General features: G+C 71.7%; 23 protein-coding genes and 1 pseudogene. 17 read left to right on the plus strand and 7 right to left on the minus strand.

From position 1 onward, the window contains the following. Nucleotides 1-333: 333 nt before the first annotated feature. From ACIRFH_RS26525 to ACIRFH_RS26535, 3 genes are all read right to left on the minus strand, one after another. Nucleotides 334-1,125, minus strand: coding sequence for a class I SAM-dependent methyltransferase (locus tag ACIRFH_RS26525; protein WP_403525663.1), 792 nt, complete (start codon nucleotides 1,123-1,125; stop codon nucleotides 334-336). 499 nt (nucleotides 1,126-1,624) lie between these two features. Then, nucleotides 1,625-2,419 carry a TnsA-like heteromeric transposase endonuclease subunit gene (locus ACIRFH_RS26530; RefSeq protein WP_403525666.1) on the minus strand — a complete coding sequence of 265 codons (795 nt, stop codon included), beginning with the start codon at nucleotides 2,417-2,419 and terminating at the stop codon, nucleotides 1,625-1,627. A gap of 216 nt (nucleotides 2,420-2,635) precedes the next feature. Next, the gene (locus ACIRFH_RS26535; protein WP_403525870.1) at nucleotides 2,636-4,438 is read right to left on the minus strand and encodes a glycoside hydrolase family 15 protein; all 1,803 of its coding nucleotides are present in this window, start codon (nucleotides 4,436-4,438) and stop codon (nucleotides 2,636-2,638) included. Between the two features lie 531 nt (nucleotides 4,439-4,969). On the opposite strand from ACIRFH_RS26535, the gene ACIRFH_RS26540 reads away from it, so the two are divergent. The 11 genes from ACIRFH_RS26540 (at nucleotide 4,970) to ACIRFH_RS26590 (ending at nucleotide 17,934) form a co-directional block, all read left to right on the plus strand. After that, on the plus strand, nucleotides 4,970-6,619 hold the full coding sequence (locus tag ACIRFH_RS26540) for a CTP synthase (protein ID WP_403525668.1): 1,650 nt from the start codon (nucleotides 4,970-4,972) through the stop codon (nucleotides 6,617-6,619). Between the two features lie 83 nt (nucleotides 6,620-6,702). After that, on the plus strand, nucleotides 6,703-7,338 hold the full coding sequence (locus ACIRFH_RS26545) for an NUDIX domain-containing protein (RefSeq protein WP_403525671.1): 636 nt from the start codon (nucleotides 6,703-6,705) through the stop codon (nucleotides 7,336-7,338). 217 nt (nucleotides 7,339-7,555) lie between these two features. Beyond that, a complete protein-coding gene (locus ACIRFH_RS26550) occupies nucleotides 7,556-9,583 on the plus strand; it encodes a tetratricopeptide repeat protein (RefSeq protein ID WP_403525674.1) in 2,028 nt (675 codons plus the stop codon). A 134-nt stretch (nucleotides 9,584-9,717) separates the two neighbouring features. Next, the gene (gene ald / locus ACIRFH_RS26555) at nucleotides 9,718-10,842 is read left to right on the plus strand and encodes an alanine dehydrogenase (RefSeq protein WP_403525677.1); all 1,125 of its coding nucleotides are present in this window, start codon (nucleotides 9,718-9,720) and stop codon (nucleotides 10,840-10,842) included. Between the two features lie 455 nt (nucleotides 10,843-11,297). Next, a complete protein-coding gene (locus ACIRFH_RS26560; protein WP_403525680.1) occupies nucleotides 11,298-12,428 on the plus strand; it encodes a ParA family protein in 1,131 nt (376 codons plus the stop codon). After that, entirely contained in the window at nucleotides 12,413-12,973 is a 561-nt protein-coding gene (locus ACIRFH_RS26565; RefSeq protein WP_403525683.1) for a hypothetical protein, read from the plus strand. Before ACIRFH_RS26560 ends, ACIRFH_RS26565 begins: the two co-directional genes overlap by 16 nt. Nucleotides 12,974-12,991: 18 nt before the next feature. After that, nucleotides 12,992-14,332 carry a segregation/condensation protein A gene (locus ACIRFH_RS26570; RefSeq protein WP_403525685.1) on the plus strand — a complete coding sequence of 447 codons (1,341 nt, stop codon included), beginning with the start codon at nucleotides 12,992-12,994 and terminating at the stop codon, nucleotides 14,330-14,332. Then, a complete protein-coding gene (gene scpB / locus ACIRFH_RS26575; RefSeq protein WP_403525688.1) occupies nucleotides 14,329-14,982 on the plus strand; it encodes an SMC-Scp complex subunit ScpB in 654 nt (217 codons plus the stop codon). The genes ACIRFH_RS26570 and scpB overlap by 4 nt, the downstream gene beginning before the upstream one ends. After that, a complete protein-coding gene (locus ACIRFH_RS26580; RefSeq protein ID WP_403525691.1) occupies nucleotides 14,982-16,097 on the plus strand; it encodes a pseudouridine synthase in 1,116 nt (371 codons plus the stop codon). Before scpB ends, ACIRFH_RS26580 begins: the two co-directional genes overlap by 1 nt. Nucleotides 16,098-16,195: 98 nt before the next feature. After that, complete coding sequence (locus tag ACIRFH_RS26585) at nucleotides 16,196-16,915, plus strand: NUDIX domain-containing protein (protein WP_403525694.1); 720 nt, start codon at nucleotides 16,196-16,198, stop codon at nucleotides 16,913-16,915. Further along, entirely contained in the window at nucleotides 16,912-17,934 is a 1,023-nt protein-coding gene (locus tag ACIRFH_RS26590; RefSeq protein ID WP_403525696.1) for an ADP-ribosylglycohydrolase family protein, read from the plus strand. Before ACIRFH_RS26585 ends, ACIRFH_RS26590 begins: the two co-directional genes overlap by 4 nt. Nucleotides 17,935-17,945: 11 nt before the next feature. On the opposite strand, the pseudogene ACIRFH_RS26595 reads toward ACIRFH_RS26590, so the two are convergent. Continuing rightward, nucleotides 17,946-18,681, minus strand: a pseudogene (locus ACIRFH_RS26595) (DNA polymerase beta superfamily protein). Nucleotides 18,682-18,704: 23 nt separating this feature from the next. Next, nucleotides 18,705-19,121 carry a Rieske (2Fe-2S) protein gene (locus ACIRFH_RS26600; protein WP_403525699.1) on the minus strand — a complete coding sequence of 139 codons (417 nt, stop codon included), beginning with the start codon at nucleotides 19,119-19,121 and terminating at the stop codon, nucleotides 18,705-18,707. Nucleotides 19,122-19,270: 149 nt separating this feature from the next. Between ACIRFH_RS26600 and aroH the strand changes: the two genes are divergently transcribed. The 5 genes from aroH (at nucleotide 19,271) to der (ending at nucleotide 23,735) form a co-directional block, all read left to right on the plus strand. After that, a complete protein-coding gene (gene aroH, locus ACIRFH_RS26605; RefSeq protein ID WP_403525702.1) occupies nucleotides 19,271-19,633 on the plus strand; it encodes a chorismate mutase in 363 nt (120 codons plus the stop codon). Continuing rightward, the gene (locus ACIRFH_RS26610) at nucleotides 19,630-20,715 is read left to right on the plus strand and encodes a prephenate dehydrogenase (protein WP_403525705.1); all 1,086 of its coding nucleotides are present in this window, start codon (nucleotides 19,630-19,632) and stop codon (nucleotides 20,713-20,715) included. Before aroH ends, ACIRFH_RS26610 begins: the two co-directional genes overlap by 4 nt. Before the next feature lie 122 nt (nucleotides 20,716-20,837). Further along, nucleotides 20,838-21,533 carry a (d)CMP kinase gene (gene cmk / locus ACIRFH_RS26615; protein ID WP_403525708.1) on the plus strand — a complete coding sequence of 232 codons (696 nt, stop codon included), beginning with the start codon at nucleotides 20,838-20,840 and terminating at the stop codon, nucleotides 21,531-21,533. A gap of 62 nt (nucleotides 21,534-21,595) precedes the next feature. Then, on the plus strand, nucleotides 21,596-22,198 hold the full coding sequence (locus tag ACIRFH_RS26620; protein WP_403525873.1) for a lysophospholipid acyltransferase family protein: 603 nt from the start codon (nucleotides 21,596-21,598) through the stop codon (nucleotides 22,196-22,198). Between the two features lie 58 nt (nucleotides 22,199-22,256). Next, nucleotides 22,257-23,735, plus strand: coding sequence for a ribosome biogenesis GTPase Der (gene der / locus ACIRFH_RS26625; protein ID WP_403525711.1), 1,479 nt, complete (start codon nucleotides 22,257-22,259; stop codon nucleotides 23,733-23,735). 72 nt (nucleotides 23,736-23,807) lie between these two features. On the opposite strand, the gene ACIRFH_RS26630 is transcribed toward der, so the two are convergent. After that, nucleotides 23,808-24,122 (minus strand): hypothetical protein, encoded by a 315-nt coding sequence (locus ACIRFH_RS26630; RefSeq protein WP_403525714.1) that lies wholly within the window; start codon nucleotides 24,120-24,122, stop codon nucleotides 23,808-23,810. 65 nt (nucleotides 24,123-24,187) lie between these two features. Then, a complete protein-coding gene (locus tag ACIRFH_RS26635; protein ID WP_403525717.1) occupies nucleotides 24,188-24,982 on the minus strand; it encodes a hypothetical protein in 795 nt (264 codons plus the stop codon). A 1,034-nt stretch (nucleotides 24,983-26,016) separates the two neighbouring features. On the opposite strand from ACIRFH_RS26635, the gene ACIRFH_RS26640 reads away from it, so the two are divergent. Continuing rightward, nucleotides 26,017-26,232: an I78 family peptidase inhibitor gene (locus ACIRFH_RS26640; RefSeq protein ID WP_403525720.1), complete on the plus strand. Its 216-nt coding sequence runs from the start codon at nucleotides 26,017-26,019 to the stop codon at nucleotides 26,230-26,232. The last annotated feature ends 80 nt before the right edge of the window (nucleotides 26,233-26,312 follow it).

Genomic DNA, 26,312 nt, shown 5'->3' on the forward strand with positions numbered 1-26,312 from the left:
CGCTGCCGGGGTGCCTCCCCCCGGAGGGGGTGCCCCCAGCGCCCACCCGTGCCGCACTGGGGGTACCTCCCAGGCCGTTCAGGCGTTGGGGGAGGCATGACTGCCCGCAGCTGCACCTGTGTCGTGTGGGTTTCCGGTAACTGACGCCCTGTTAGGTCCTCTGACCTGGGGCTTTCTGATCCATTTCTACCGTTGTGTCGGTGGCTTCGTCCCGTGGCGCTGTCGTTCTCCTCAGAGTGAAGGGATTCGGCGAATTTCGTGGGAGACGGGCCGGCACAGCGCTCCACTTGGCCATTCGGAAACATGGCCGACTCGGCCGGACTCAAGGCCGGGTCAGCCCGGCTTGACCGCCAGCGTCGCAAAATAGTTCGACATGTATTGAGCGGATGCGTTGGATTGGTGCGGCGCTTCCGCGAAGCCGGTGAGGACGAACCCCGCGGCGAGTTGTCCGCCGATCTGGTCAGTGAGGGTGTGGCTGTATTCAAGAGCGGCATCCGCGCCGAACTTCGTGGCGCGTTCCTCGGCGGAGTACTGCGTGACATCGCTGTAGGGCAGCTTGTGCGCGACGACCATCTCGCCGCGCTCGTCGAGCGCCTCGTGGTCGAACAAGTACACATCAGGGTTGAGGAAGCCCGCGAGCAGGGTTCCGCCCGGTCGCAGGACGCGGAAGCACTCACGCCACACCAGTGCCAAGTCTGGTACGAACAGGTTGGAGACCGGATGGAATACGACGTCGAACGTCGCGTCGCCGAAGGCGCTGAGGTCGCGCATGTCGCCTAGAACGGTGCGCAGCTCGAGTCCGTCGCGCGCCGCCACCATCTGGTCCTGGCCGAGCTGGCGGGGTGAGTTGTCGAACACGGTGACCCGCGCCCCTGCGGCGGCGAGGATCGGACCCTGCTGGCCACCGCCGGAGGCCAGGCACAACACGTCCTTGCCGGTCAGGTCCGTCGGCAGCCAGGAGCGGTCGACCGGCTCACGCCCGATGAGAACGATCGACCAGTCGCCCATGCGGGCGCGCTCGACATCCTCGGCACTCACCGGCCTCGTCCACTCGCTGCCCTCTTGGACATACTTGTCCCAGGCTGCCCGATTGTGGGCAACGGGGTCGACAACAATGTCCTGCACGTTTAACTCCCTGCGACAGCCGAGCGGACACCTGCGATACTGACAGTTCGGTGCCGCTAGCCAACACGATTGCAGGGTGCGGGCTCAACTGAATTATCGGGCATCGAGGTTTCCAGGGGTTCGACGGGTGGTCGCGCGGCGGGTGCGTAAGCGCTGGTTTCCGGGGTTGCGGGAATTCGGGCGGCGGCCCGCTGCGCCGCTGCGGTCAGTGAGTAATAGGTGCGTCGGCGTGCGGAACCTGGCCGTTCGGCTCGGGATTCGAGGCGGCTTGTGAGCCAGCCGACTGCTTCCAGGGGATTGAGCTGTTTGTAGGCGGTATGGAATGGAATTCCCGTGGCGGTGTGAATCCGGACTGCGTAAGTTTCCTGGTTGTCGTCAGAAAGTAGGTGGTGTAGGAGGGGCTGCAGAGGCGAAGGGACGCTCAGGTGCCAAATCGGCGTGCCTGGGTGCAGAGTGGTCAGTGCTGCGTGTGCACCATCAATGGTTCTGGCTGCAGTAGTCAGGACATCTCGCCCTGGCATGGGCTCGATGTCGGAGCCGAGGCTGTGACGCATGATTTCCTGGACGCGACTGTCCTTGAGGTGTTGCAAGAGCGTCGTCCCGCGGTCGGTTGGACGCTGGGATCTGTGGCGGCCGGGTCGGTAGAACAGTTGAGCGCCGATGTCGCGTTCCGGTTGGTCGAGCTGGAGAGCGAGAACGGACTGGACGGCGCCCCTCTCCAAAGGCAACGGTGTCGCACGCAGAAGGACGCCATCTCGAACAACCAGTCCCTGCGGTAGCCGGCGAGGAAGCGGACGTTCTCCAGCTCATGAGGATCCGGTTCGCTCCAGACCTCGTAACGCCGCCCGCGGGAGGCGACCGCCGCACGAGTCCACGCGCACGCGAACGCGACCTTCGGCCGTTCCAGTCGATGCCGAGGCTTGACATCCACGAGCACTGGCCCGTCATCGGTCAACAGCGGATAGTCCGGGACGTGCCGCCGCAGCCTGCCCTCCACCACTGCCTTGAGCAGGAAAGGCTGAGCGACGACCTGCCGGACGTCCGGAGCGAAGTCCGCGAACAGCAGCCGTGCCGGCTCCAGCCGCGACTCGTAGATCACGTGGTCGCGTACCGTCGCCGCCCAGTACGTGTCCGAGGGGTGCTGCCGGCCCTTGTACCGGCGAAACGTCCGCCACGGCTGTGCGTGGCGCAGGAGATCGAGCGGCGCGGACGCCCATTCCGAGTCCTCCACCACGCACTCGTCGGCCTGCCGGACACTCACCCGCGCCGACGCAGCCGAATCTGTCGTGCTCACCGGGCCCCCAGCCCTGCGTTCTCCACGGCGGCCTGATCGGCCCGAACGCTGCCGGCATGCCCCGGTCGTCCGCGTTGATGACGACCGGGACGGTCCGGTGCACGAAGAGGGGAACTGCTCGAGTCAGAGGCATGAATCCCGCTCACCTGTCGTATCCGACACGGCTACGACAGCCCCGCGCGGAATCCGACACGGGGAACGGGATCCCACAGTGCGTCAGCCCCCGTAGGCTCCGCTCGCCGTCAGGCGCAGGGCCGTGTCAATCAGGGGCACGTGGCTGAAGGCCTGCGGGAAGTTGCCGACCTGGCGCTGCAGGCGCGGGTCCCACTCCTCGGCGAGCAGGCCCAGGTCGTTGCGCAGGGACAGCAGCTTCTCGAAGAGCTTGCGCGCCTCGTCCACCCGGCCGATCATCGCCAGGTCGTCGGCCATCCAGAACGAGCAGGCGAGGAAGGCGCCCTCGTCACCGGGCAGGCCGTCGACGCCCTCGTCCTTGCCGTCCGTCGGGTAGCGCAGGATGAAGCCGTCCGACGTGGACAGCTCCCGCTGGATGGCCTCGATGGTGCCGATGACCCGCTTGTCGTCCGGCGGCAGGAAGCCCATCTGCGGGATCAGCAGCAGCGAGGCGTCCAGCTCCCGGGAGCCGTAGGACTGCGTGAAGGTGTTGCGCTCCTCGTCGTAGCCCTTCTCGCACACGTCCCGGTGGATGTCGTCGCGCAGCTGCTTCCAGCGCTCCAGCGGGCCGTCCGCGTCGCCGGACTCGATCAGCTTGATGGTGCGGTCGACGGCGACCCAGGCCATCACCTTGGAGTGCACGAAGTGGCGGCGCGGGCCGCGCACCTCCCAGATGCCCTCGTCCGGCTCCTGCCAGTGGTCCTCCAGGTAGCGGATCAGCTTCAGCTGGAGCACGGAGGCGTAGTCGTTGCGGGCCAGTCCCGTCATGTGGGCCAGATGCAGGGCCTCGGTGACCTCGCCGTACACGTCCAGCTGGAGCTGGTGGGCCGCCCCGTTGCCGACCCGGACCGGCGTGGAGTTCTCGTAGCCGGGCAGCCAGTCCAGCTCCGCCTCGCCGAGCTCGCGCTCGCCGGCGATGCCGTACATGATCTGCAGGTTCTCCGGGTCGCCGGCGACCGCGCGCAGCAGCCACTCGCGCCAGGCGCGGGCCTCCTCGCGGTAGCCGGTGCGCAACAGCGAGGACAGGGTGATCGCCGCGTCGCGCAGCCAGGTGTAGCGGTAGTCCCAGTTGCGGACGCCGCCGATCTCCTCGGGCAGGGAGGTGGTCGGCGCGGCGACGATGCCGCCGGTGGGGGCGTACGTCAGCGCCTTCAGCGTGATCAGGGAGCGGATCACGGCCTCGCGGTAGGGACCGTGGTACGTACAGTGCTCGACCCACTCGCGCCAGAAGTCCTCCGTCGCCGTCAGCGACTGCTCGGGCTCCGGCAGCGGTGGCGGCTGCTTGTGCGAGGGCTCCCAGGAGATGGTGAACGCGATCCGGTCACCCGGAGCGACCGTGAAGTCCGCGTACGTGGTCAGCGCCTTGCCGTAGGTCTCGGCCTCCGTGTCGAACCACACGGAGTCGGGGCCCGCGACGGCCACCGTGCGCCCCTCGTGCTTGTGCACCCACGGCACGACCCGGCCGTAGCTGAACCGCATCCGCAGTTCCGAGCGCATCGGCACCCGGCCGGAGACGCCCTCCACGATCCGGATCAGCTGCGGGGCGCCGTCACGCGGCGGCATGAAATCGGTCACGCGGACCGTGCCGCGCGGGGTGTCCCACTCGGATTCCAGGATCAGCGAGTCGCCGCGGTAGCCGCGCCGCGTGGCGGTGGGCGGCTGGGTGCCGGGGGCGTAGGCGGGTCCGAGCCGCCAGAAGCCGTGTTCCCCGGTGCCCAGCAGACCGGCGAAGATGGCATGCGAGTCGAAGCGGGGCAGGCACAGCCAGTCGACTGTGCCGTCCCGGCAGACCAGGGCAGCGGTCTGCATGTCTCCGATGAGTGCGTAGTCTTCGATGCGCCCGGCCACGTGCAACTCCAGTCGAACGGCCACGTCACCCCGCGTGGGGGCGGTCGCTAGTGCGGTCAAGGGGGGTTTGTCATGCGTCGTTGAACCATGAAGCAAAGCAGCCGTCCGGCCGTGAAGCCAAACGCTGCGCCGCAAATGACAATTGTTGCTCAACGAACTGACGAGCTCTCGTTGTTCCGGCGCTGACGGGCGGGGGTGGTGCCGTGTCGCCGGGCGGGCTCGGCAGCGAACGTCCGAGCAGGATACGACGCACGCTGATGATCCGTGTGCCCCTCCGGGCAACGCTCCTGCGCCGAACGGGTGATCGCCGGGTGAGAATCCGGCGGGCCGCGCGTGTCCGTGTCCGTGTGGACGCGGAGCGTGGCCGGAAGCCGTCGCTCTCCGGCGCTGATACGCTGGTAGCCCGTGGACCGGTGGGAGAAAAACCCCGGAACCGCAGCGACGGCGCCGCCGACGACAACCCGGGACGACCGGACCGTACGACGGACGCACCGCACTCCAGATCGCGACCACGGGAGCCCCCTCTTGGCCATGCCGCCCAAATCCTCGACGACCAAGCACATCTTCGTCACCGGGGGTGTCGCCTCCTCGCTCGGCAAGGGACTGACCGCCTCCAGCCTCGGCATGCTGCTCAAGGCACGGGGCCTCAGGGTCGTGATGCAGAAGCTCGACCCGTACCTCAACGTCGACCCTGGCACGATGAACCCGTTCCAGCACGGTGAGGTCTTCGTCACCAACGACGGCGCCGAGACCGACCTGGACATCGGTCACTACGAGCGCTTCCTCGACCGCGACCTGGACGGCTCCGCCAACGTCACCACCGGCCAGGTGTACTCGACGGTGATCGCCAAGGAGCGGCGCGGCGAGTACCTGGGCGACACGGTGCAGGTCATCCCGCACATCACCAACGAGATCAAGCACCGCATCCGCCGCATGGCGACGGACGAGGTGGACGTCGTGATCACCGAGGTCGGCGGCACGGTCGGCGACATCGAGTCGCTGCCGTTCCTGGAGACCGTCCGCCAGGTCCGGCACGAGGTCGGCCGCGACAACGTCTTCGTGGTGCACATCTCCCTCCTGCCCTACATCGGCCCCTCGGGCGAGCTGAAGACCAAGCCCACCCAGCACAGCGTGGCCGCCCTGCGCAACATCGGTATCCAGCCGGACGCGATCGTCCTGCGCTGCGACCGTGAGGTACCCACGGCGATCAAGCGCAAGATCTCCCTGATGTGCGACGTCGACGAGGCGGCCGTGGTGGCCTGCCCCGACGCCCGCTCGATCTACGACATCCCCAAGGTGGTCCACACCGAGGGCCTGGACGCCTACGTCGTCCGCAAGCTGGACCTGCCGTTCCGCGACGTGGACTGGTCGACCTGGGACGACCTGCTCGACCGCGTACACAACCCCGAGCACGAGATCGTCATGGCCCTGGTCGGCAAGTACATCGACCTGCCCGACGCCTATCTCTCGGTCACCGAGGCGCTGCGCGCGGGCGGCTTCGCCAACCGGGCCCGCGTGAAGATCAAGTGGGTCACGTCCGACGACTGCAAGACCCCGGCCGGCGCCAAGGCGCAGCTCGGCGACGTCGACGCCATCTGCATCCCAGGCGGTTTCGGCGACCGCGGCGTGCTCGGCAAGGTCGGCGCGATCAAGTACGCCCGCGAGAACAGGATCCCGCTGCTCGGCCTGTGCCTGGGCCTGCAGTGCATCGTGGTCGAGGCCGCGCGCAACCTGGCCGGCATCACCGACGCCAACTCCACCGAGTTCGACCCCGCCACCGCCCACCCGGTCATCTCCACGATGGCCGAGCAGCTGGACATCGTGGCCGGCGAGGGCGACATGGGCGGCACGATGCGGCTCGGCATGTACCCGGCCAAGCTGGCCGAGGGCTCCATCGTGCGCGAGGTGTACGACGGCAAGGAGTACGTCGAGGAGCGCCACCGTCACCGCTACGAGGTGAACAACGCCTACCGCGCGGAACTGGAGAAGAAGGCCGGCATCGTCTTCTCGGGCACCTCTCCGGACGGCAAGCTCGTCGAGTACGTCGAGTACCCGCGCGAGGTCCACCCCTACCTGGTCGCCACCCAGGCGCACCCGGAGCTGCGCTCGCGCCCGACCCGCCCGCACCCGCTGTTCGCCGGGCTGGTCAAGGCCGCGGTCGAGCGGAAGACGGCGAAGTAGCACACCGGTTGTACGGTGGCCGGGACGTGTCCATCCAACAGGGCGCGTCCCGGCTTCTTCTCGTACGTCTGGAAGGACAGGGCATGACGGGCACGACCATCAAGGACACCCCCGAGGAGTGGGAGGTCCGGGCCACGCAGACTCCCTTCCGGGGCAAGAAGACCTCCGTCCGCACGGACGAGGTGGTCATGCCCGACGGTTCCGTGGCGAGCCGCGACTACCAGGTCCACCCCGGCTCCGTGGCCGTCCTCGCCCTGGACGACGAGGGCCGGGCGCTGGTGATCCGCCAGTACCGGCACCCGGTGCGCGAGAAGCTCTGGGAGATCCCGGCCGGCCTGCTCGACGTGCCCGGCGAGAACCCGCTGCACGCCGCCCAGCGCGAGCTGTACGAGGAGGCGCACGTCAAGGCCGAGGACTGGCGGGTGCTGACCGACGTCTACACCACCCCCGGCGGCTGCGACGAGGCCGTGCGGATCTTCCTCGCCCGGAACCTGTCCGAGGCCGACGGCGAGCGCTTCGAGGTCGAGGACGAAGAGGCCGACATGGAGCTGGAGCGGGTGCCCGTCGCGGACCTGGTCCGGGGGGTGCTCGCGGGCGACCTGCACAACAACTGCCTCGTCGTGGGCGTGCTCTCGCTGGTCGCGGCGGAACACGGCGACGGGCTGGACGCGCTGCGCCCGGCCGAGGCACCGTGGCCGGCCCGCCCGTTCGAGGCCTGACGGCGGGTTCCGGGCCCCGGGTGGCGCCCGCGCGCCCCCGAACGGCCCTGAGTGGCGCTCGCACAGCCCCTTGCGGTGTGACGATCGGTTGATCCGATCAGGGGATGCGTCCGCCGTGCTCCACCCGGTACGTAGCACAGCGTGAACTAGGCTCGGGAAACGCCCGAACCGGAGTTCCGGCGGGCGCCGGCGTGCGGTGGGATCGGGAGCGTGGCCCGTGACGGATCAGGCGGTGGACACGGACGGTGTACGGCTGTCGGGCGGCCCTGCCGAGGAGACTCGGTTCCTGGGCCGCACCCGCGAGCTGAAGCAGCTGCGGGCCGACATCGAGCGAGCGGGCCTGGACACCCTCTCCGGCCGCAAAGCCCCCCGCGCGCGCGTGCTGCTCATCGCGGGCAGGCCCGGTTCCGGCCGCACCGCGCTCGCCGAGGAGCTCGTCGCCCAGGTCGCCGACCGTTACCCCGACGGGGTGCTGCGGGCCCGGCTGACCGAGCCGGACGGCAGGCGCGTGCCGGTCGCGCGCCTCGCCCGTGACCTGCTCACCGAACTGGACCGCCCCACCCCGCCCGGCGCCTGCGCGGACGACCTCACCGCCGCCCTGCGCGAGGCGCTCACCGACCGCCGGGTCCTGCTGCTGCTCGACGACGCCGCCGACGCGGAGCAGGTCGACGCCCTGCTCCCGGACAGTCCGGACTGTCTGGCCGTCGCCGTCTCCGGGGGTCCGCTGACCGGCATCGCGGACGTCCGCCCGTGCACGCTGGGGGGTCTGGACACCAAGTCGGCCGTGGAGCTGCTGTCCCGGTTCACCGGCTCGGTCCGCATCACCGTCGACCCCCGGGCCGCCGAGCAGCTGGCCGAGGTCTGCCAGGCACAGCCCGCCGCCCTCGTCCTGGCCGGCGGCTGGCTCGCCGCCCGGCCCAAGGCGGCCGTCGCCGACCTCGCCCGGCAGGTGCACGCCGAGGACGACCGGGGAACGCCGCTCGGCCGCGTCTTCCGCCTCGTCCACGCGTCGCTGCCCGGCCCCGCCGCCCGGATACTGCGCCTGCTCTGCCTCGCCCCGGCCGGCCTGGTCGACCCGCACACCGCGTCCGCGCTCGCCGGCTGCTCCGTGGGCGACGCGCGCGCCGTCCTCGACGAGTTCGTCGCCCTCGGCCTGCTGCACCCGGTCGGCTCCGCGCTGCCGCAGTACGAGGTCCCCGGCTGCCTGCACCCCCTGCTGAAGGCCCTCGCCGACCGGCACGACCGGCCCGCCGAGCTCCAGCTGGCCCGCGCCCGGATGCTGGAGCGGACGGTGCGGTTGCTGCAGTCGTGCCGGGCGATCACCGAGACCGACAGCGCGCAGGCCCGCGAGAGGCTCGACGGCATGCCGCGGGCCCTGCGCTTCCCCACCCCGAGGGCCGCCGCCGACTGGCTGCGCGCCCGTCGGCCCGCCCTGCTCGCCGCGGCCCGCCTCGCGGTCGCCGACGGGGAGCTGGACACCCTCGCCCGCAGGCTGATGTCCCAGCTGGTGCGGGCCATGGTGGCCCACTTCGGCACCCAGGCGGCGGCGCCCGACCTGTACGACGTCCACCGGCTCGTCCTCGACGTGGCCGAGCGCCGCGACCTGCCCCGGGAGAAGGCGGCGGCCCTGCTGAACCTGGGCGACCTGGACGCCCGCACCGGCCGCACCGCCGAGGCGCTGGTGCGCTACCGGGCCGCGCTGGACTCCGGGCGCGTGGCGGACGACCCGTACGCGACCGGCCGCGCGATGGAATCCGTAGGCGGCGCCCACCTGGAGCTCGGGGACTACGACCGGGCCGCCGACTGGTTCGGCCGGGCCCTCGCCCAGCGGCTCGCCCGGGACGAGCGCGCCGACGCCGCCCGGATCTACGGCCGCATCGCCACCGCCCACACCTACGCCGGCCGCTACGGCGAGGCGGTGCGCTCCTGGCGTGCCGCGGTCGCCGGGTACCGCAGGACCGGCGATCTCCCGGCCCACGCACGGGCGTTGAGCGAGCTCGCCCGGGTCCAGGAGTACGCCGGGCGGCCCGAGGAGTCGCTGCGCACCTGCCAGGAGGCCGTCGAGTGGGCGCGCCGGGCCGAGGACGTCCGGCTCCAGGCCGCGCTGCACCTCAGGCTCGCCGACACGCTCGACCGCCTCGGTGATCCCACGGCTGCGGGCCTGTACCGGGACACGGCCGAGCGCATGTTGAGGGAAGAAGCGGCTGATGCCTGCGAAATCCGTAGCACACCCGATGAAGATTGATGCTTTGAAAGGCTAGACAGCGGGAACACCTTCATTAGACTGGCTCTGCCGCACTTTCTCCTGCGGTCTACCCCGGTGTGCCCGAGCCTGAGCGGGTATGCCTTGTAATAACCCCATTCTCTGAGCCAAGGACCGTGATCCACGTGAAGGTCGGCATTCCCCGCGAGGTCAAGAACAACGAGTTCCGGGTGGCCATCACCCCCGCCGGCGTGCATGAGCTGGTGCGCCACGGTCACCAGGTCTTCGTCGAGCGCGACGCCGGCGTCGGCTCCTCGATCCCCAACGACGAGTACGTCGCCGCCGGCGCGCGGATACTCGACACCGCGGACGAGGTCTGGGCCACCGCCGACCTGCTGCTGAAGGTCAAGGAGCCCGTCGCGGAGGAGTACCACCGCCTCCGCAAGGACCAGACGCTCTTCACCTACCTGCACCTGGCCGCCTCGAAGGAGTGCACGGACGCGCTCATCGAGTCGGGCACCACCGCGATCGCCTACGAGACGGTCGAGCTCCCGAACCGCGCCCTGCCGCTGCTCGCCCCCATGTCCGAGGTCGCGGGCCGCCTGGCCCCGCAGGTCGGCGCCTACCACCTGATGGCCGCCAACGGCGGCCGCGGCGTGCTGCCCGGCGGCGTCCCCGGCGTGCTGGCCGGCAAGGCCGTCGTCATCGGCGGCGGCGTCTCCGGCTGGAACGCCGCGCAGATCGCCATCGGCATGGGCTTCCACGTGACCCTGCTCGACAAGGACATCAACAAGCTCAAGGAAGCCGACAAGATCTTCGGCACGAAGATCCAGACCGTCGTCTCCAACGCCTTCGAGCTGGAGAAGGCCTGCCTGGAGGCCGACCTCGTGATCGGCGCCGTGCTGATCCCGGGCGCCAAGGCCCCGAAGCTGGTCACCAACGAGCTGGTGTCCCGGATGAAGCCCGGAAGTGTCCTTGTCGACATCGCGATCGACCAGGGCGGCTGCTTCGAGGACTCCCACCCGACCACGCACGCCGAGCCGACCTTCCCGGTGCACGGGTCGGTGTTCTACTGCGTCGCCAACATGCCCGGCGCGGTGCCGAACACCTCCACCTACGCGCTGACCAACGCCACGCTGCCGTACATCGTGGAGCTGGCCAACCGCGGCTGGGCCGAGGCGCTGCGCCGCGACCCCGCGCTGGCCAAGGGCCTCAACACCCATGACGGCAAGGTCGTCTACAAGGAGGTCGCCGAGGCCCACGGCCTGGAGCACGTCGAGCTGGACTCGCTGCTCGCCTGAGTCCCGGCACGAACCGCCGGCCGCCGCCGACCACCGTCGGCGGCGGCCGGCGGCCGGTGGAGCGGCCAAGTCGTCGACCGGCAAAGGCGATACGTCAACATCGCCGTCAACCCCACACGCCCGGCCGGACCTTGCCCGACAAGGTCCGGCCGGGTGTGTGTATGGTCACTTTGCGATTCTCGGTCAACTCGCCTCGAACGTAACGCTTCAACCGATTCGCGCACCGGTGAAACCTGCTGTGCGACGGCCGTACGCCCTTGACAGGGGGATGTTTCATTGCCGACACATCGGGCCGGGTCCGGCGGATTGTGTTGCTGCGGACGGCCGACACGCCATAGAGTCGCCGAACGTCGGCATGGTGCCACGCTGACCTGTCTAGAAGTTTCCTGGTCACCAAGGAGGTAAGACGACTTGTGAATGAGTCGACATTTACTCCCGGGGGTGGTCAACCAGGAATGCCTGCACGGGCCCACGGCCCCGGGCGTCTCGAGGCTGTCGGCTCCGTCGCTGTACGCACCTTCGCAGCCGCCCACCAGAGTCCGCAGGCGACTCGGACAGCACACATGAGTATGGATGGCCAACACGTGAACGCCATGGCCGGCGACGGAAGTGGCGCGCCCCACAACCAGTTCGCCGTCTACGACGAACTGCCCGAGGGGCACTTCTACGACCCCGACGCCGAATACGAGCCCGACCCCGAGTACGCGGCCACGCTCGCGCCCGACGCGGCCCGTCAGCGCCGTGAGCGCATCGGTCCGACCGGGCGCCCGCTGCCGTACTTCCCGATCCCGGGTCCGCTGACCGATCACGGCCCGGCGAAGATCATCGCGATGTGCAACCAGAAGGGCGGCGTCGGCAAGACCACGTCGACCATCAACCTGGGTGCCGCGCTCGCCGAGTACGGGCGCCGGGTGCTGCTCGTCGACTTCGACCCGCAGGGCGCGCTGTCGGTGGGTCTCGGTGTCAACCCGATGGAGCTCGACCTCACCGTCTACAACCTGCTCATGGAGCGGGGCATGGCGGCCGACGAGGTGCTGCTGAAGACTGCGGTCCCCAACATGGACCTGCTGCCCAGCAACATCGACCTGTCGGCGGCCGAGGTGCAGCTGGTGAGCGAGGTCGCGCGCGAGTCCACGCTGCAGCGGGCGCTGAAGCCGCTGATGGACGACTACGACTACATCGTCATCGACTGCCAGCCCTCGCTCGGCCTGCTGACGGTCAACGCGCTGACCGCCGCGCACAAGGTGATCGTGCCGCTGGAGTGCGAGTTCTTCGCGCTGCGCGGTGTGGCGCTGCTGACCGAGACCATCGAGAAGGTCCAGGAGCGGCTCAACCCCGACCTGGAGCTCGACGGCATCCTCGCCACGATGTACGACTCGCGCACGGTGCACAGCCGTGAGGTGCTCGCGCGGGTCGTCGAGGCGTTCGACGACCACGTCTACCACACGGTCATCGGGCGCACGGTCCGCTTCCCGGAGACCACGGTCGCCGGTGAGCCGATCACCACGTACGCCTCCAACTCCGTCGGTGCCGCCGCCTACCGCCAGCTCGCCAGGGAGGTGCTCGCCCGGTGTCACGCCGAGTGAGTCTGCCGGGGGCCGACGAACTCTTCCGCACGACAGGGGGAACGGCGCTCCAGGCGTCCACCCCGCGGCGGCCGGCGGGCGGCGACGCCCGGGTACCGGCTCCGGCGGGGGAGAGCGACCGGGCCGCCGAGGACGCGCCGCAGTCGGTGCCCGCCCAGGGCGGCGACGGCGAGGGCGCGGAGCACGCGGCGGCGGGCGTGGACCCGGCCGGTGAGTCGCGCAGCCGGGGCGCGGAGCGCTCGGCGCGGCGCCCCGGCTCCGGGACGGACGCGCAGGAAGGTTCTGCCGCCGCCCAGCCCCGCAAGCGCGGCCGGACCGCCTCGCGGCGTCCCAGCGGCCGTGAACGGCACGACGAGAAGATCACCGTGTACGTCTCCGCCGAGGAGCTCATGGATCTGGAGCACGCCCGGCTGGTGCTGCGGGGCGAGCACGGGCTGGCCGTGGACCGCGGCCGGATCGTCCGCGAGGCGGTCGCCGTGGTCCTCGCCGACCTGGAGAGCCGCGGGGACGCCAGCATCCTCGTACGGCGGCTGCGCGGGCGCTAGCGGTAGCCTGCCGGGGCCATGACCTCGAACGACGCTTCCCGCCCCGGTGCCCCCGCCGGCCGTCGGCGCACCCTGGGAAGGGGACCGGGGACGCCACGGGTGGCCCCGCCCGCGGAGACGACGCCCGGCACCGAGCGGGTGGCCCCCGCCGGGTCCCGTCCCGCGGAGACGGCGTCCGCGGCGGAGCCGGTTCTCGGGGCCCCGGAGACCTCCCGTACGGCAGCCGAGCCGGACGCGGCGCACGCCGGTCGGAAAGCCGCCGCGCAGGAGGACCCGGAAGCGCCGACGAGCGGGCCGCCGGAGGCCACCGGGGTGGAGGACTCGTCGTCGGGCGGGACGGCGTCCCGTGCGGCAGCCGGGCCGGAGGCCGGGACGAGGGCGTCCGCCACCGCTTCGGAGGGTCCCGGGCCGGGCAACGGCCCGAGCCCGTCACCGGAGGCCCGGGAGCCCGTGCACGCGGCCCCGGCGGCCTCGCCGCCGCGCGGGCCCGAGGCGTCGCCGGCACCCGGCGCGGCGCCCCACGGTGCCCCCGAGGACGCGGGCGACGGGGTCTTCAAGGTCCGGCTCGCCAACTTCGAGGGGCCCTTCGACCTGCTCCTCCAGCTCATCGCCAAGCACAAGATGGACGTCACCGAGGTCGCGCTCTCCGAGGTGACCGACGAGTTCATGGCGCACATCCGGGCGATGGACCCGGACTGGGACCTGGACGAGACGACCGAGTTCCTGGTCGTCGCGGCCACCCTGCTCGACCTGAAGGCGGCCCGGCTGCTGCCCGCCGCCGAGGTGGAGGACGAGGCCGACCTGGCGCTGCTGGAGGCCCGCGACCTGCTCTTCGCGCGGCTGTTGCAGTACCGCGCGTACAAACAGATCGCGGAGATCTTCAACGGGCGCCTGGAGGCCGAGGCCCGCCGTCACCCCCGTACCGTCGGCCTGGAACCCCACCACGCCGCGCTGCTGCCCGAGGTCGTCATCAGCATCGGCCCCGAGGGGTTCGCCGAACTCGCCGTGAAGGCGATGCGGCCCAGGCCGCAGCCGCAGGTGTACGTCGAGCACATCCACGCGCCCCTGGTCAGCGTGCAGGAGCAGGCCCGGATCGTCGTGGCCCGGCTGCGGGAGCTGGGCGAGGCGAGCTTCGACGTCCTGGTGGAGGACACCGAGGACACCCTGACCGTCGTGGCCCGTTTCCTGGCCCTGCTGGAGCTGTACCGGGAGAAGGCCGTCGCGCTGGACCAGGAGACCGCGCTCGGCGATCTGCTGGTGCGCTGGACCGGCGGGGACGGCGACGCCGGGCCGGCGGTGACCGACGAGTTCGACCGGCCGCCCGGGGAGAACGGGAAGACCGAGGAGGAGCGGGCATGAGTGACGAGACCACGGCGTTTCCGGACGGGCCGGGTGACGTCGCCGCCCTCGACCTCAGGCCCGCCCTCGAGGCCGTCCTCATGGTCGTCGACGAACCCGTGACCGAGGAGCACCTCGCGAAGGTCCTCCGGCGGCCCCGGCGGCAGATCGCGGACGCGCTGCGCGAGCTGGCCGACGAGTACACCGCCCAGGGCCGCGGCTTCGAGCTCAGGTTCGTCGCGGGCGGCTGGCGCTTCTACACCCGCCCCGAGTACGCCGCGGCCGTCGAGGGCTTCGTCCTGGACGGGCAGCACGCCCGCCTCACCCAGGCCGCGCTGGAGACCCTCGCCGTGGTCGCCTACCGCCAGCCGGTCAGCCGCAGCCGCGTCTCCGCGGTGCGCGGTGTGAACTGCGACGGCGTGATGCGCACCCTCCTGCAGCGGGGTCTGGTGGAGGAGGCGGGCACGGAACCCGAAACAGGTGCGATCCTGTACGTGACGACGAACTACTTCCTGGAGCGGATGGGCCTGCGCGGCCTGGACGAGCTCCCCGAGCTCGCGCCCTTCCTCCCGGAGGCGGCGGCGATCGAGGCCGAGACGCTGGAAGGGGTCCCGTCGTTCGATCCGGACGCCCCGGATTCCGAGGACGCAGACGACAAGACGGAACTTTGATGCGAAGCAGCAGCGGCAGGAACAGCAGCGGAAACAACGGCGGGAGCCGTGGTGGCAACAGCGGCGGCCGCGGCGGGAGCGGCGGTGGCCGCGGCAACTACCGCGGCGCCGGTAACAGCCGCGACGACAGGCAGGGCGGCCGTCCGAAGAGGCCCCGCCCGGAGGAGCGGCGCTACGACGTGGGCCCCGGCGCCACCCAGGACGGCCCGAAGTCGGGACGCGGCCCCGCGGCCCGCGGTGGCGCGAAGGGCGGCCCGAAGAAGCCCCTGCAGCGTGGGCGCAGCGTCCCGGCCACGTCCCGCGAGTACGAGACGCGGGCCGAGGAGCGCAACCGCGAGCGGTACGCGGGCAAGAAGGACGTCAGGCTGCCCAAGACCTTCCCGGGCGCCGAGCAGGAGGGCGAGCGGCTGCAGAAGGTCCTCGCGCGCGCGGGCTACGGCTCCCGGCGGGCCTGCGAGGAGCTGATCGAGCAGGCGCGCGTCGAGGTCAACGGCGAGATCGTGCTGGAGCAGGGCAAGCGGGTCGACCCGGAGAAGGACGAGGTCAAGGTCGACGGCCTGACCGTCGCGACGCAGTCGTACCAGTTCTTCTCGCTCAACAAGCCCGCCGGCGTCGTCTCCACCATGGAGGACCCGGAGGGCCGGCAGTGCCTCGGTGACTACGTCACCAACCGCGAGACCCGTCTCTTCCACGTCGGACGGCTCGACACCGAGACCGAGGGTGTCATCCTGCTCACCAACCACGGCGAGCTGGCGCACCGCCTGACCCACCCGAAGTACGGCGTGAAGAAGACCTACCTCGCGCACATCGTGGGCCCGATCCCGCGCGACCTCGGCAAGCGGCTGAAGGACGGCATCCAGCTGGAGGACGGGTACGCGCGCGCGGACCACTTCCGGGTCGTGGAGCAGACCGGCAAGAACTACCTGGTCGAGGTCACCCTCCACGAGGGCCGCAAGCACATCGTCCGCCGGATGCTGGCGGAGGCGGGCTTCCCCGTGGACAAGCTCGTGCGCACCGCCTTCGGCCCGATCACGCTGGGCGACCAGAAGTCGGGCTGGCTGCGCCGGCTGTCCAACACGGAGGTCGGGATGCTGATGCAGGAGGTCGACCTCTAAGGGATCCGGGGCTTCCAGGGCTTCCAGGGCTTCCAGGGCTTGTGACGGGCGGCCACCCCCTTTTATAGTCTCAGTGACTATTAAGGGGGTGGCCGCCCGTGCTCGGCTACGACAAGCACGCCTTCGAGCCCTTCGCCGTCACCGTCGACCTCGCCGTCCTCACGCTCCGCGCGGGCGCGCTGCACGTGCTGCTCGTCGAGCGGGGACAGGAGCCGTACGCCGGCCGCTGGGCCCTGCCCGGCGGTTTCCTGCTGCCCGAGGAGTCGGCGGAGGCGGCGGCCCGCCGCGAGCTGGCCGAGGAGACGGGCCTCACGGACGTGACCGGGCTGCACCTGGAACAGCTGCGGACCTACAGCGAGCCGGACCGGGACCCCCGGATGCGGGTCGTGTCCGTCGCGTTCACGGCGCTGCTGCCCGACCCTCCCGAGCCGCGCGCCGGCACCGACGCCGCCGAGGCCCGCTGGGTCCCGTACGACAGGGCCCGCGGCCTCGCCTTCGACCACGACCGGATCCTGGCCGACGCCCGCGAACGCGTCGGCGCCAAGCTCGAGTACACCTGCCTGGCCACCGCCTTCTGCCCGGCCGAGTTCACGCTCGGTGAGCTCCAGCAGGTCTACGAGACGGTGTGGGGGACCGCGCTCGACCGGCCCAACTTCCGGCGCAAGGTCCTCGCCACCCCCGGCTTCGTCGAACCGGTCCCCGGCGCCGCCCGCCTGACCGGAGGCCGCGGCAAACCGGCCGCGCTGTACCGCGCCGGCCCGGCCACCGCCCTGCACCCGCCCCTGCTCCGCACCCCTCGGGAAGGACGCCCCGCATGACCACGACCACCGTCACCAAGCGCGCCGCCACCGGCGCGCTCACCGGACTCGCCCTCGGGGACGCGCTGGGCTTCCCCACCGAGTTCAACGACGTCCCGTCGATCCTCGCCAAGTGCGGCCCCTGGCGTCGGATGGAGCTGCCCCGGCCCGCGATCGTCACCGACGACACCCAGATGACGCTGGCGCTGGGCAAGGGGCTGCGGACGGCGATGGACCGGGGACCGCTCGGCCCCAAGCGGATGGAACGGCCGGTGCGCGAGGAGTTCGTCGACTGGTACCAGTCGCCGGAGAACAACCGGGCGCCGGGCAACACCTGCCTCCGGGCCTGCAACCTCCTCAAGAACCCGGACCGCCCCTGGCAGGACGCCAGCCAGATCCACTCCAAGGGCTGCGGCGCCAACATGCGCGTCGCTCCGGTCGGGCTTGCCCCCGGACTGAGCGACGAACAGCGCGCCGGCGCCGCCCAGTTGCAGTCCGCGCTCACCCACGGGCACCCCACCGCGCTCGCCGCCTCCGACCTCACCGCGCACGCCGTACGACTGCTCGCCGAGGGCGCCGAGCCGACCGGGCTGGTCGGGCTGCTGCGGTCGTACGCCTACGACAACCGCACCCGCTACCACGAGCGCTGGCTCGGCGACCTGTGGACCCGCGCCCAGGACCCCACGCCCGAGCACTTCATCGCCCGCGGCTGGGACGAGTGCCTGGCGGTACTCGACCGGCTCCAGCACGCGGTGCGCACCGTCTCGCCGGAGACCGACCCGTGCCTTGCGGTCGGCGAGGGCTGGATCGCCGAGGAGGCCATGGCGGCCGGGCTGCTCTGCTTCCTGCTCTTCGTCGACGAGCCGCTGACCGCCCTGCGCCGCGGCGCCTGCACCTCGGGCGACTCCGACTCCATCGCCTGCCTCGCGGGCGCCTTCGCGGGCGCCCACCTGGGCGCCGACGCGTGGCCGGCCGAGTGGGCCGACCGCATCGAGTACCGGGCCGACCTGCTGGAGCTGGGGATGCTCTGGGACGCCTGAGCCGGAGGACGTCAGCCCCGCCCGGCCCCCTCCAGGGCCGAGGCGCGGCGGGTGCGGACGAGGAAGTCCTCCACGCGGTGCCGGTCCGGTTCCTCGGGCAGCGGGCTGCGGCGGACGGCCTCCTCGCCCTCCTCCGCCAGGCGGGCCATCCGGGACTCCACCTCCGGCCAGGGCACCTCGCCCCGCCTCACGGCGAGCAGCGCCTCGCGCCGGTCGCCGACGTCGACGGTGAGGGTTCCCGTGCGCAGCAGGTCGCGGGCGGACTCCAGCAGCCGCAGCAGGTGCATGGCGTGCTTCCAGCGCGGGGCGCCGTGCGTGCGCACGTCGGCGTCCAGCTCGCGGCGCCGGCCGTGGGCGATGGGGGCACCGCCCGCGCGAGCGAAGCCGAGCGTGGGGGAGGGTGAACGTCGCGTGGACCCGGCGGGACAGGAACGCCCCGCGCAGGGCGAGGAGTTCACGGCCGGTCTCGTCGGCGTACTCCACGAGCGGGGAGTACAGGCACTCCAGGATGTTCGGGTTCGCGCGCAGCGCCAGCTCGCAGAAGCGCTCCAGCTCCCAGCCGAACTGCTCCTCGGCCGGCCCCTCGACGTGGGCCGGCGGCTTCTCGAAGCGCCAGAACAGCGGGGTCGGGGCGAGGAAGACGCCCCGACGGTCCGTTTCGCTGTCCTCCGTCGCCAGGCCGAAGGCGCGCGACCCCATGACACAGGCGTAGATCGTGTGGTCGCGTACCAGCGTCTCGGGATGCATGCCCGGGAGCGTACGTCGGCCTCTCACACCAGGCGGACCGAATTTCCCTCCACGGTGATCCGCTTCTCGGGCAGCGGCTTCGTCGCCGGGCCCCGCTCCACCGCGCCGTCGGTGATGGCGAACCTGCTGCCGTGGCAGGCGCAGTCGATGGTGCCGTCGCGCACCTGGGACACGATGCAGCCCTGGTGGGTGCAGACCGCGGAGAAGGCCTTGAAGTCGCCCTTCTCCGGCTGGGTCACCACGATCTTCTCGGCGTCGAAGATCTTGCCACCGCCGACCGGGATGTCACTCGTCGGGGCCAGCTCCCGCCCCGGCGGGGCGGTCGGGGAGCCGGTGTTCCCGGCTCCGCCCCCGTCCCCACCCCCTCCGCCGCAGCTCACGGCGAGCGTCGCCGCGCCCGTGCAGAGAAGGACCGTACGGCGGGTCGGACTGTGCGTCATGTCGTCGCTCCGGGAGTGAGGGGGATGAGAGGGTGGTGGCCGGGGCCGGGACCAGCGTCTCAGGAGGCGGGCGCCGGGCACCGGCCCGGCACGGGCTGACTACGCTGGACGGACCAAGAGCCGAACGCACGTCAGCAAGGAGCATCGCCGTGGCGGTACGAGCGGTCCGGGGCGCCGTCCAACTGGAACGGGACGAGGCCGGGCACATGAACGAGCGGGTCGCGGCCCTGCTGACCGCTGTCCTGGAGCGCAACGGGCTGACCGGCGACGACCTGATCAGCATCTGGTTCACGGCCACGCCCGACCTGCACAGCGACTTCCCGGCCGCCGCCGCCCGGGGGCTCGGCATCACCGACGTCCCGCTGATCTGTGCCCAGGAACTGGACGTCGAGGGCGCCATGCCGCGCGTCGTCCGGATCCTCGCCCACATCGAGTCCGACCGGCCCCGCGCCGAGATCGCCCACGTCTACCTGGGCGCCGCCGCGGCCCTGCGCAAGGACATCGCCCAGTGAGAACCGCACTCGTCATCGGCACCGGCCTCATCGGCACCTCCGCCGCCCTCGCCCTGACCGCACGGGGCGTCGTCGTGCACCTCGCCGACCGGGACCCCGAGCAGGCCCGTACCGCCGCCGCCCTCGGCGCCGGCACCGACGAGGCCCCCGAAGGGCCCGTCGACCTCGCGATCGTCGCCGCCCCGCCGGCCCTGGTCGCCGACGTGCTCGCCGACGCCATGGGGCGCGGGCTCGCCCGCGGCTACATCGACGTGGCCAGCGTCAAGGGCGGCCCCCGGCGCGAACTGGAGGCGCGCGGGGCCGACCTCTCCGCGTACATCGGCACCCACCCCATGTCCGGCCGTGAGAAGTCCGGCCCGCTGGCCGCCACCGGCGACCTCTTCGAGGGCCGCCCGTGGGTGCTGACCCCGACCCGGGACACCGACACCGAGGTCCTCAACCTCGCGCTGGAACTGGTCTCGCACTGCCGGGCCGTGCCGGTCGTGATGGACGCCGACGCCCACGACCGCGCCGTGGCGCTCGTCTCCCACATGCCCCACCTGGTCTCCAGCATGGTCGCCGCCCGCCTGGAGCACGCCGAGGAGGCCGCCGTACGGCTGTGCGGGCAGGGCATCCGCGACGTGACCCGGATCGCCGCCTCCGACCCCCGGATGTGGATCGACATCCTCTCCGCGAACCCGGGGCCGGTCGCCGACCTGCTCGGCGACGTCGCCGCCGACCTGGAGGAGACGGTGCGGGCCCTGCGCTCCCTGCAGTCCTCCGACGACGACAAGCGCCGCGAGGGCAGCGCCGGCATCGAGGCGGTCCTGCGGCGCGGCAACGCCGGCCAGGTCCGGGTCCCCGGCAAGCACGGCTCCGCGCCGCGCGTCTACGAGACCGTCGTCGTCCTCATCGACGACCAGCCGGGACAGCTCGCCCGCATCTTCGCGGACGCGGGCCGGGCCGGCGTCAACATCGAGGACGTGCGGATCGAGCACGCCACCGGGCAGCAGGCCGGCCTGGTGCAGCTGATGGTGGAGCCGAAGGCCGCCGCCGCGCTGACGGCGGCCCTGAAGGAACGGGGCTGGGCGATCCGGCAGTGACGCACGAGGCCGCGCGGGATCAGGCGCCTGTCGGAGGGGCCCCGCCGACCCAGTAACCTGGTGCGGGACGCGCTCGCGTCCCGCACACCACCCACCGCACCGCACCAGGAAGGTGTCCCCTCGTGGAGAACGGCGCCGCCCCGACCGCCCCGGCCGTGATTGTCGCCATCGACGGCCCCTCCGGCACGGGCAAGTCGAGCACGTCGAAGGCCGTCGCCGCGCGGCTCGGCCTGAGCTACCTGGACACCGGCGCCCAGTACCGGGCGATCACCTGGTGGATGGTGACCAACGGCATCGACATAGCCGACCCGCACGCCGTCGCGGCCGCGGCCGGCAAGCCCGAGATCGTGTCCGGCACCGACCCGGCGGGCCCGACCATCGCGGTCGACGGAGTGGACGTGGCCGGCCCGATCCGCACCCAGGAGATCACCTCCAAGGTGAGCGCGGTCAGCGCCGTCCCCGAGGTGCGGGCCCGGATCACCGAGCTGCAGCGCACCATCGCCGCCGCCGCCGAGCGGGGCATCGTCGTCGAGGGCCGCGACATCGGCACGACCGTGCTGCCCGACGCCGACCTGAAGATCTTCCTGACCGCCTCGCCGGAGGCCCGCGCCGCCCGGCGCAGCGGCGAGCTCAAGGACGCCGACGTGCAGGCCACCCGCGAGGCCCTGATCAAGCGGGACGCGGCCGACTCCAGCCGCAAGACCTCGCCGCTCGCCAAGGCGGACGACGCGGTCGAGGTGGACACCACCGACCTCACCCTCCCGCAGGTCATCGAGTGCGTCGTCACCCTCGTCGAGGAGAAGCGGGCGGGTAAGTGACCTCACCCTCCGTCCCCTCCGAGAAGGGCGCCGAGGTCGGGCGGCGCATCGGCGTCGGCCTGATGTACGGCCTGTGGAAGCCGCGCGTGCTCGGCGCCTGGCGGGTGCCCACGACCGGCCCGCTGATCTTCGCCGTCAACCACGCGCACAACATCGACGGCCCGATGGTCATGGGCGTGGCGCCCCGGCCGACGCACTTCCTGATCAAGAAGGAGGCGTTCGTCGGACCGCTCGGGCAGTTCCTGACCGGCATCGGCCAGCTGAAGGTGGACCGCCACTCCACCGACCGCGCGGCCATCGCCCGGGCGCTCGGCGTGCTGGAGAGCGGCGGCGTGCTGGGCATCTTCCCGGAGGGCACCCGCGGCGAGGGCGACTTCGCGTCGCTGCGCGCCGGCCTCGCCTACTTCGCCCTGCGCGGCGGCGCCCCGATCGTCCCGGTCGCCGTCCTGGGAAGTTCCGAGCGGCCCGGACGGTTGATAAAGGCACTACCGCCCCTGCGCTCCCGCGTCGACGTCGTCTTCGGCGACCCCTTCGACGCGGGCGACGGCAGCGGACGACGCACCCGCAAGGCGCTGGACGAGGCGACCGAACGCATCCAGAAGCAGCTCACCGCGCACCTGGAAAACGCCAGGCGGCTCACCGGCCGCCGGGCGACACTTCAGTAGTGGACCACCGGCACAGGGCCGGCCCACCGATCACCACGATGAACGAGGTACGGACTTCATGAACGACGACATCCACTCCGAGGGTTCGGGCGAGGAGCACGACCACGGGGCGCTTGGCGACGCCGAGTACGCGCAGTTCATGGAGCTCGCCGCGGAAGAGGGCTTCGACCTGGAGGAGGTCGAGGGCGCCATCGAGGCGGCCGGGCACGGCCCGCTGCCCGTCCTCGCCGTCGTCGGCCGTCCCAATGTCGGCAAGTCGACCCTGGTGAACCGCATCATCGGCCGCCGCGAGGCGGTCGTCGAGGACAAGCCCGGTGTCACCCGCGACCGCGTCACCTACGAGGCCGAATGGGCCGGGCGCCGCTTCAAGGTCGTCGACACCGGCGGCTGGGAGCAGGACGTCCTCGGCATCGACGCCTCCGTCGCCGCCCAGGCCGAGTACGCGATCGAGGCCGCCGACGCGGTCGTCTTCGTCGTGGACGCCAAGGTCGGCGCCACCGACACCGACGAGGCGGTCGTACGGCTGCTGCGCAAGGCCGGCAAGCCCGTCGTGCTGTGCGCCAACAAGGTGGACGGCCCGAGCGGCGAGGCGGACGCCTCCTACCTGTGGTCGCTGGGACTGGGAGAGCCCCACCCGGTCTCCGCGCTGCACGGCCGCGGCACCGGCGACATGCTGGACAAGGTCCTGGAGGCCCTGCCCGAGGCTCCGGCCCAGACCTTCGGCACCGCCGTGGGCGGCCCGCGCCGCGTGGCCCTGATCGGCCGGCCCAACGTCGGCAAGTCGTCGCTGCTGAACAAGGTGGCGGGCGAGGAGCGCGTCGTCGTCAACGAACTCGCCGGCACCACCCGCGACCCGGTCGACGAGCTGATCGAGCTCGGCGGCAAGACCTGGAAGTTCGTCGACACGGCGGGCATCCGCAAGCGCGTCCACCTCCAGCAGGGCGCCGACTACTACGCCTCGCTGCGCACCGCGGCCGCCGTCGAGAAGGCGGAGGTGGCCGTCGTCCTCATCGACGCCTCCGAGTCCATCTCGGTACAGGACCAGCGGATCGTCACCATGGCCGTCGAGGCGGGCCGCGCGATCGTCGTCGCCTACAACAAGTGGGACACCCTCGACGAGGAGCGCCGCTACTACCTGGAGCGGGAGATCGAGACCGAGCTCGGCCAGGTCGCGTGGGCGCCGCGGGTGAACGTCTCGGCGCAGACCGGACGGCACATGGAGAAGCTCGTCCCGGCGATCGAGACGGCGCTGGCCGGCTGGGAGACCCGCGTTCCGACGGGCCGGCTGAACGCCTTCCTCGGCGAGCTGGTCGCCGCCCACCCGCACCCGGTGCGGGGCGGCAAGCAGCCGCGCATCCTGTTCGGCACGCAGGCGGGCACCAAGCCCCCGCGGTTCGTGCTCTTCGCCTCGGGCTTCATCGAGGCGGGCTACCGGCGTTTCATCGAGCGCCGGCTGCGGGAGGAGTTCGGCTTCGAGGGGACGCCGATCCACATCTCGGTGCGGGTGCGCGAGAAGCGCGGCGCGAAGAAGAAGTAGCGAAGAAGCCGCGATGAGCGACGAGAAGGGGCGGTCCCGGCCGGGACCGCCCCTTCTCGTCGCTCATCGCGCTCAGGCGCCCCTGCGTGGGGCCGGCGGCAGCGCGGCCGGGACGTGGCGCATCGTCCCGGTGCCGTGCGGTCCCAGCTGGCCGACGCGCTGCCACGGTGACTGCTGGCCGAGCCGGGTGCTCTGGGCGCCCACGCTGTAGGCGTTGTAGCCCCGGCCGCGGGACATGTCCCGGAACCCGGTGAACTCCAGCTCCTCCTCGCCGCTGCGATCCCCCGGCAGCGAGCGGAAGGACCTGACGTACTCGGCGTAGAGCGCGTCGTAGATCGGCGTGGCCGAGGGGCCACCGTGGCGGTGGGAGGAGTCGTATGCGTGCACGTATGTCCAAACGACCCCGGGCCGGAAGGGATGCGGCCCGGGCGGCGGTCACCCGAGGCCGGTGATCAGGTCCCGGCCAGGGGCAACGCGGCGGCGACCAGCCGGCCGTGCGCCGCCGCCCTGTCCAGTGCCTCGCGCAGCAGGTCCTCCCGGGGCTGTCGGCCGATCGTCCCGACCGGCGCCGCGAACATCAGTACCTGCTGCTGCTTGGTGGCCGCCGCGCGCCAGCCCTCGGTGACCTGGAGGGGCTGGTGCGCCTGCCACCAGGCCACCGGTCGGCCGCCGTTCGTCCCCGGCTGGAGCACCGCGTGCAGCTGGCCCATGGCGAGCAGCACCGACCAGCCGTGCAGCACGGCGGGGGCGGTGGACAGCTCGGCGACCGGCATGAAGCCCTGCTCGATGAGCAGCGGCAGGAAGTCGTCGCCGGTACCGGTGGTGCCGGGCCGCACGATGGGGGCGGTCGGCTCGACCACGAGGGCCGGGTGCAGCTCGTCGGTGAGCAGGACGAGCCCGCTGGTGACGCCCAGCACGGCCTGCTCGGGCGCAGCGGTCTCCGGCTGCGGCTGCGGCTGCGGGTGGGCGGAGTCGCTGTTGATGGACCTCACGGCCCCCTGGAGCTGTTCCTCGGTCACCCTGACGACCTGTGAGGGCAGACAGCCGGCGTGGGCGAAGGCGAGAACGGCGGTCTCGTCCCCGACGAAGAGAACGGTGCTGGTGCGCTCCTGCTCACAGTCGCCCGGAGTGCGGCAGGACGTGCAGTCGTAACTGCCCGGGGTGGACTCCCCGACGAGCAGGCGGTCGGCTTCTTCGTCGCCGATCTCGGCGCGTACGTCGTCGCTGACGTCGAGCATGCGCGGCACGGGTGGCTCCCTCGGGATGCGGTACGTGGCCGGGTCGGGTGGCCCCCGGCCCGTGGTCCGGGGTGGGTCCCCGGCTCATGCTGAAGACAACGGGCGATCCGCGGTGGTAGTCACGCCCCGCGGCGAACGGAATCGAACCGCCCGGCGCCGGGGCCGGGGTGGCCACGGCGCCGCTCAGTGACTGCCAAGTGCGTTCCTCGGCAGGAGAGTTGGCGGGAAGTGACGAGCCGGAGATCGCTGGATCGGCAGGTCGACACATCAGGAAATCGGCGAATGAACCGGGTGACCGAAACAGTTCGGCGCGCGGCACGTCCCCCGCGCCTCGATCGGCCACGTGGCCGTACGCCACCCGGCGGGGCGACCTCACCGTCCGCAGCCGGCTGCGCGCACCGCACGCCGATGCGGCCGGGCCGCGCCTCGCGGACGACGGGCCGACCGTACGGGGCCGGGACTACGGCACCCGGCTCGCCGCCGGGGCCCGCCGTACCCGTCCGCCCGGCTGCTGGGCGACGTCGTCGGCATGCGAGCCCGTCCTCCTCTTCCCCGGCGCGCGGACACACGGCACGGCCCCGTGGAGACCGTCCCTGCCGCGCGCGGACAACGGCCTGCCGATGTACGCCATCGCGCTGACCGGCCGGCGGTGGCGGGCACGAGCCGTCCGCGACCGCCGGCGGACTCGCCCAGTGGGCCGCAGCTGATGACGACGGGCTTCGGCGAACAGCTGAGCACAGTGTGTGTTTTCTGTGTCGGCACTCGGTCCTCGCGTGCTTGTTCGGTCCCGCCCGGAGGAAAGGGAACGAAATCACCGGGGCGCTTCGGAGTCTTTTCTCGTTCGCTTATTCGAGGGGGCGGTTCGGCGCTCCGGAATTACACTCGCGGACTTCGTAAAGGCGTGTGGAATCGTCCGTTCGGGTGACAGAGTTCGGTCAAAGCACACGGTGATCCTGTGACGGAAGTGTGACTGTGGGGGCTTCCGTGACCTGTGATACGGACCTGGGCTTCCCCGTCCGTGGGGCAGGGCATAGCGTGGTGACATGGCACCGATTCCGACACCGCCCGCCGAACCCCAGGACAGTACGGACGCCTACGTCGGCCTCGACTCCGGGGCAGCCGAACGGCTCGCGCGCGAGCGGGGGTGGTCGACGGTGCGGTCGCTGGAGCCGGGGACGGTCATCACCATGGAGTACCGCGTGGGCCGGCTCAACTTCGAGGTGAGGGACGGCCGCGTGGCCCGTGCCTGGAAGGGCTGACACACGCCGACGGCCCCGGCCCTCCTGGGAGGACCGGGGCCGTCGTGCTGCGGGGGAAGGCCGTGCGTACCGGCCCCCGC

The organism is Streptomyces sp. NPDC093586 (assembly GCF_044764905.1).
GTDB lineage: Bacteria > Actinomycetota > Actinomycetes > Streptomycetales > Streptomycetaceae > Streptomyces.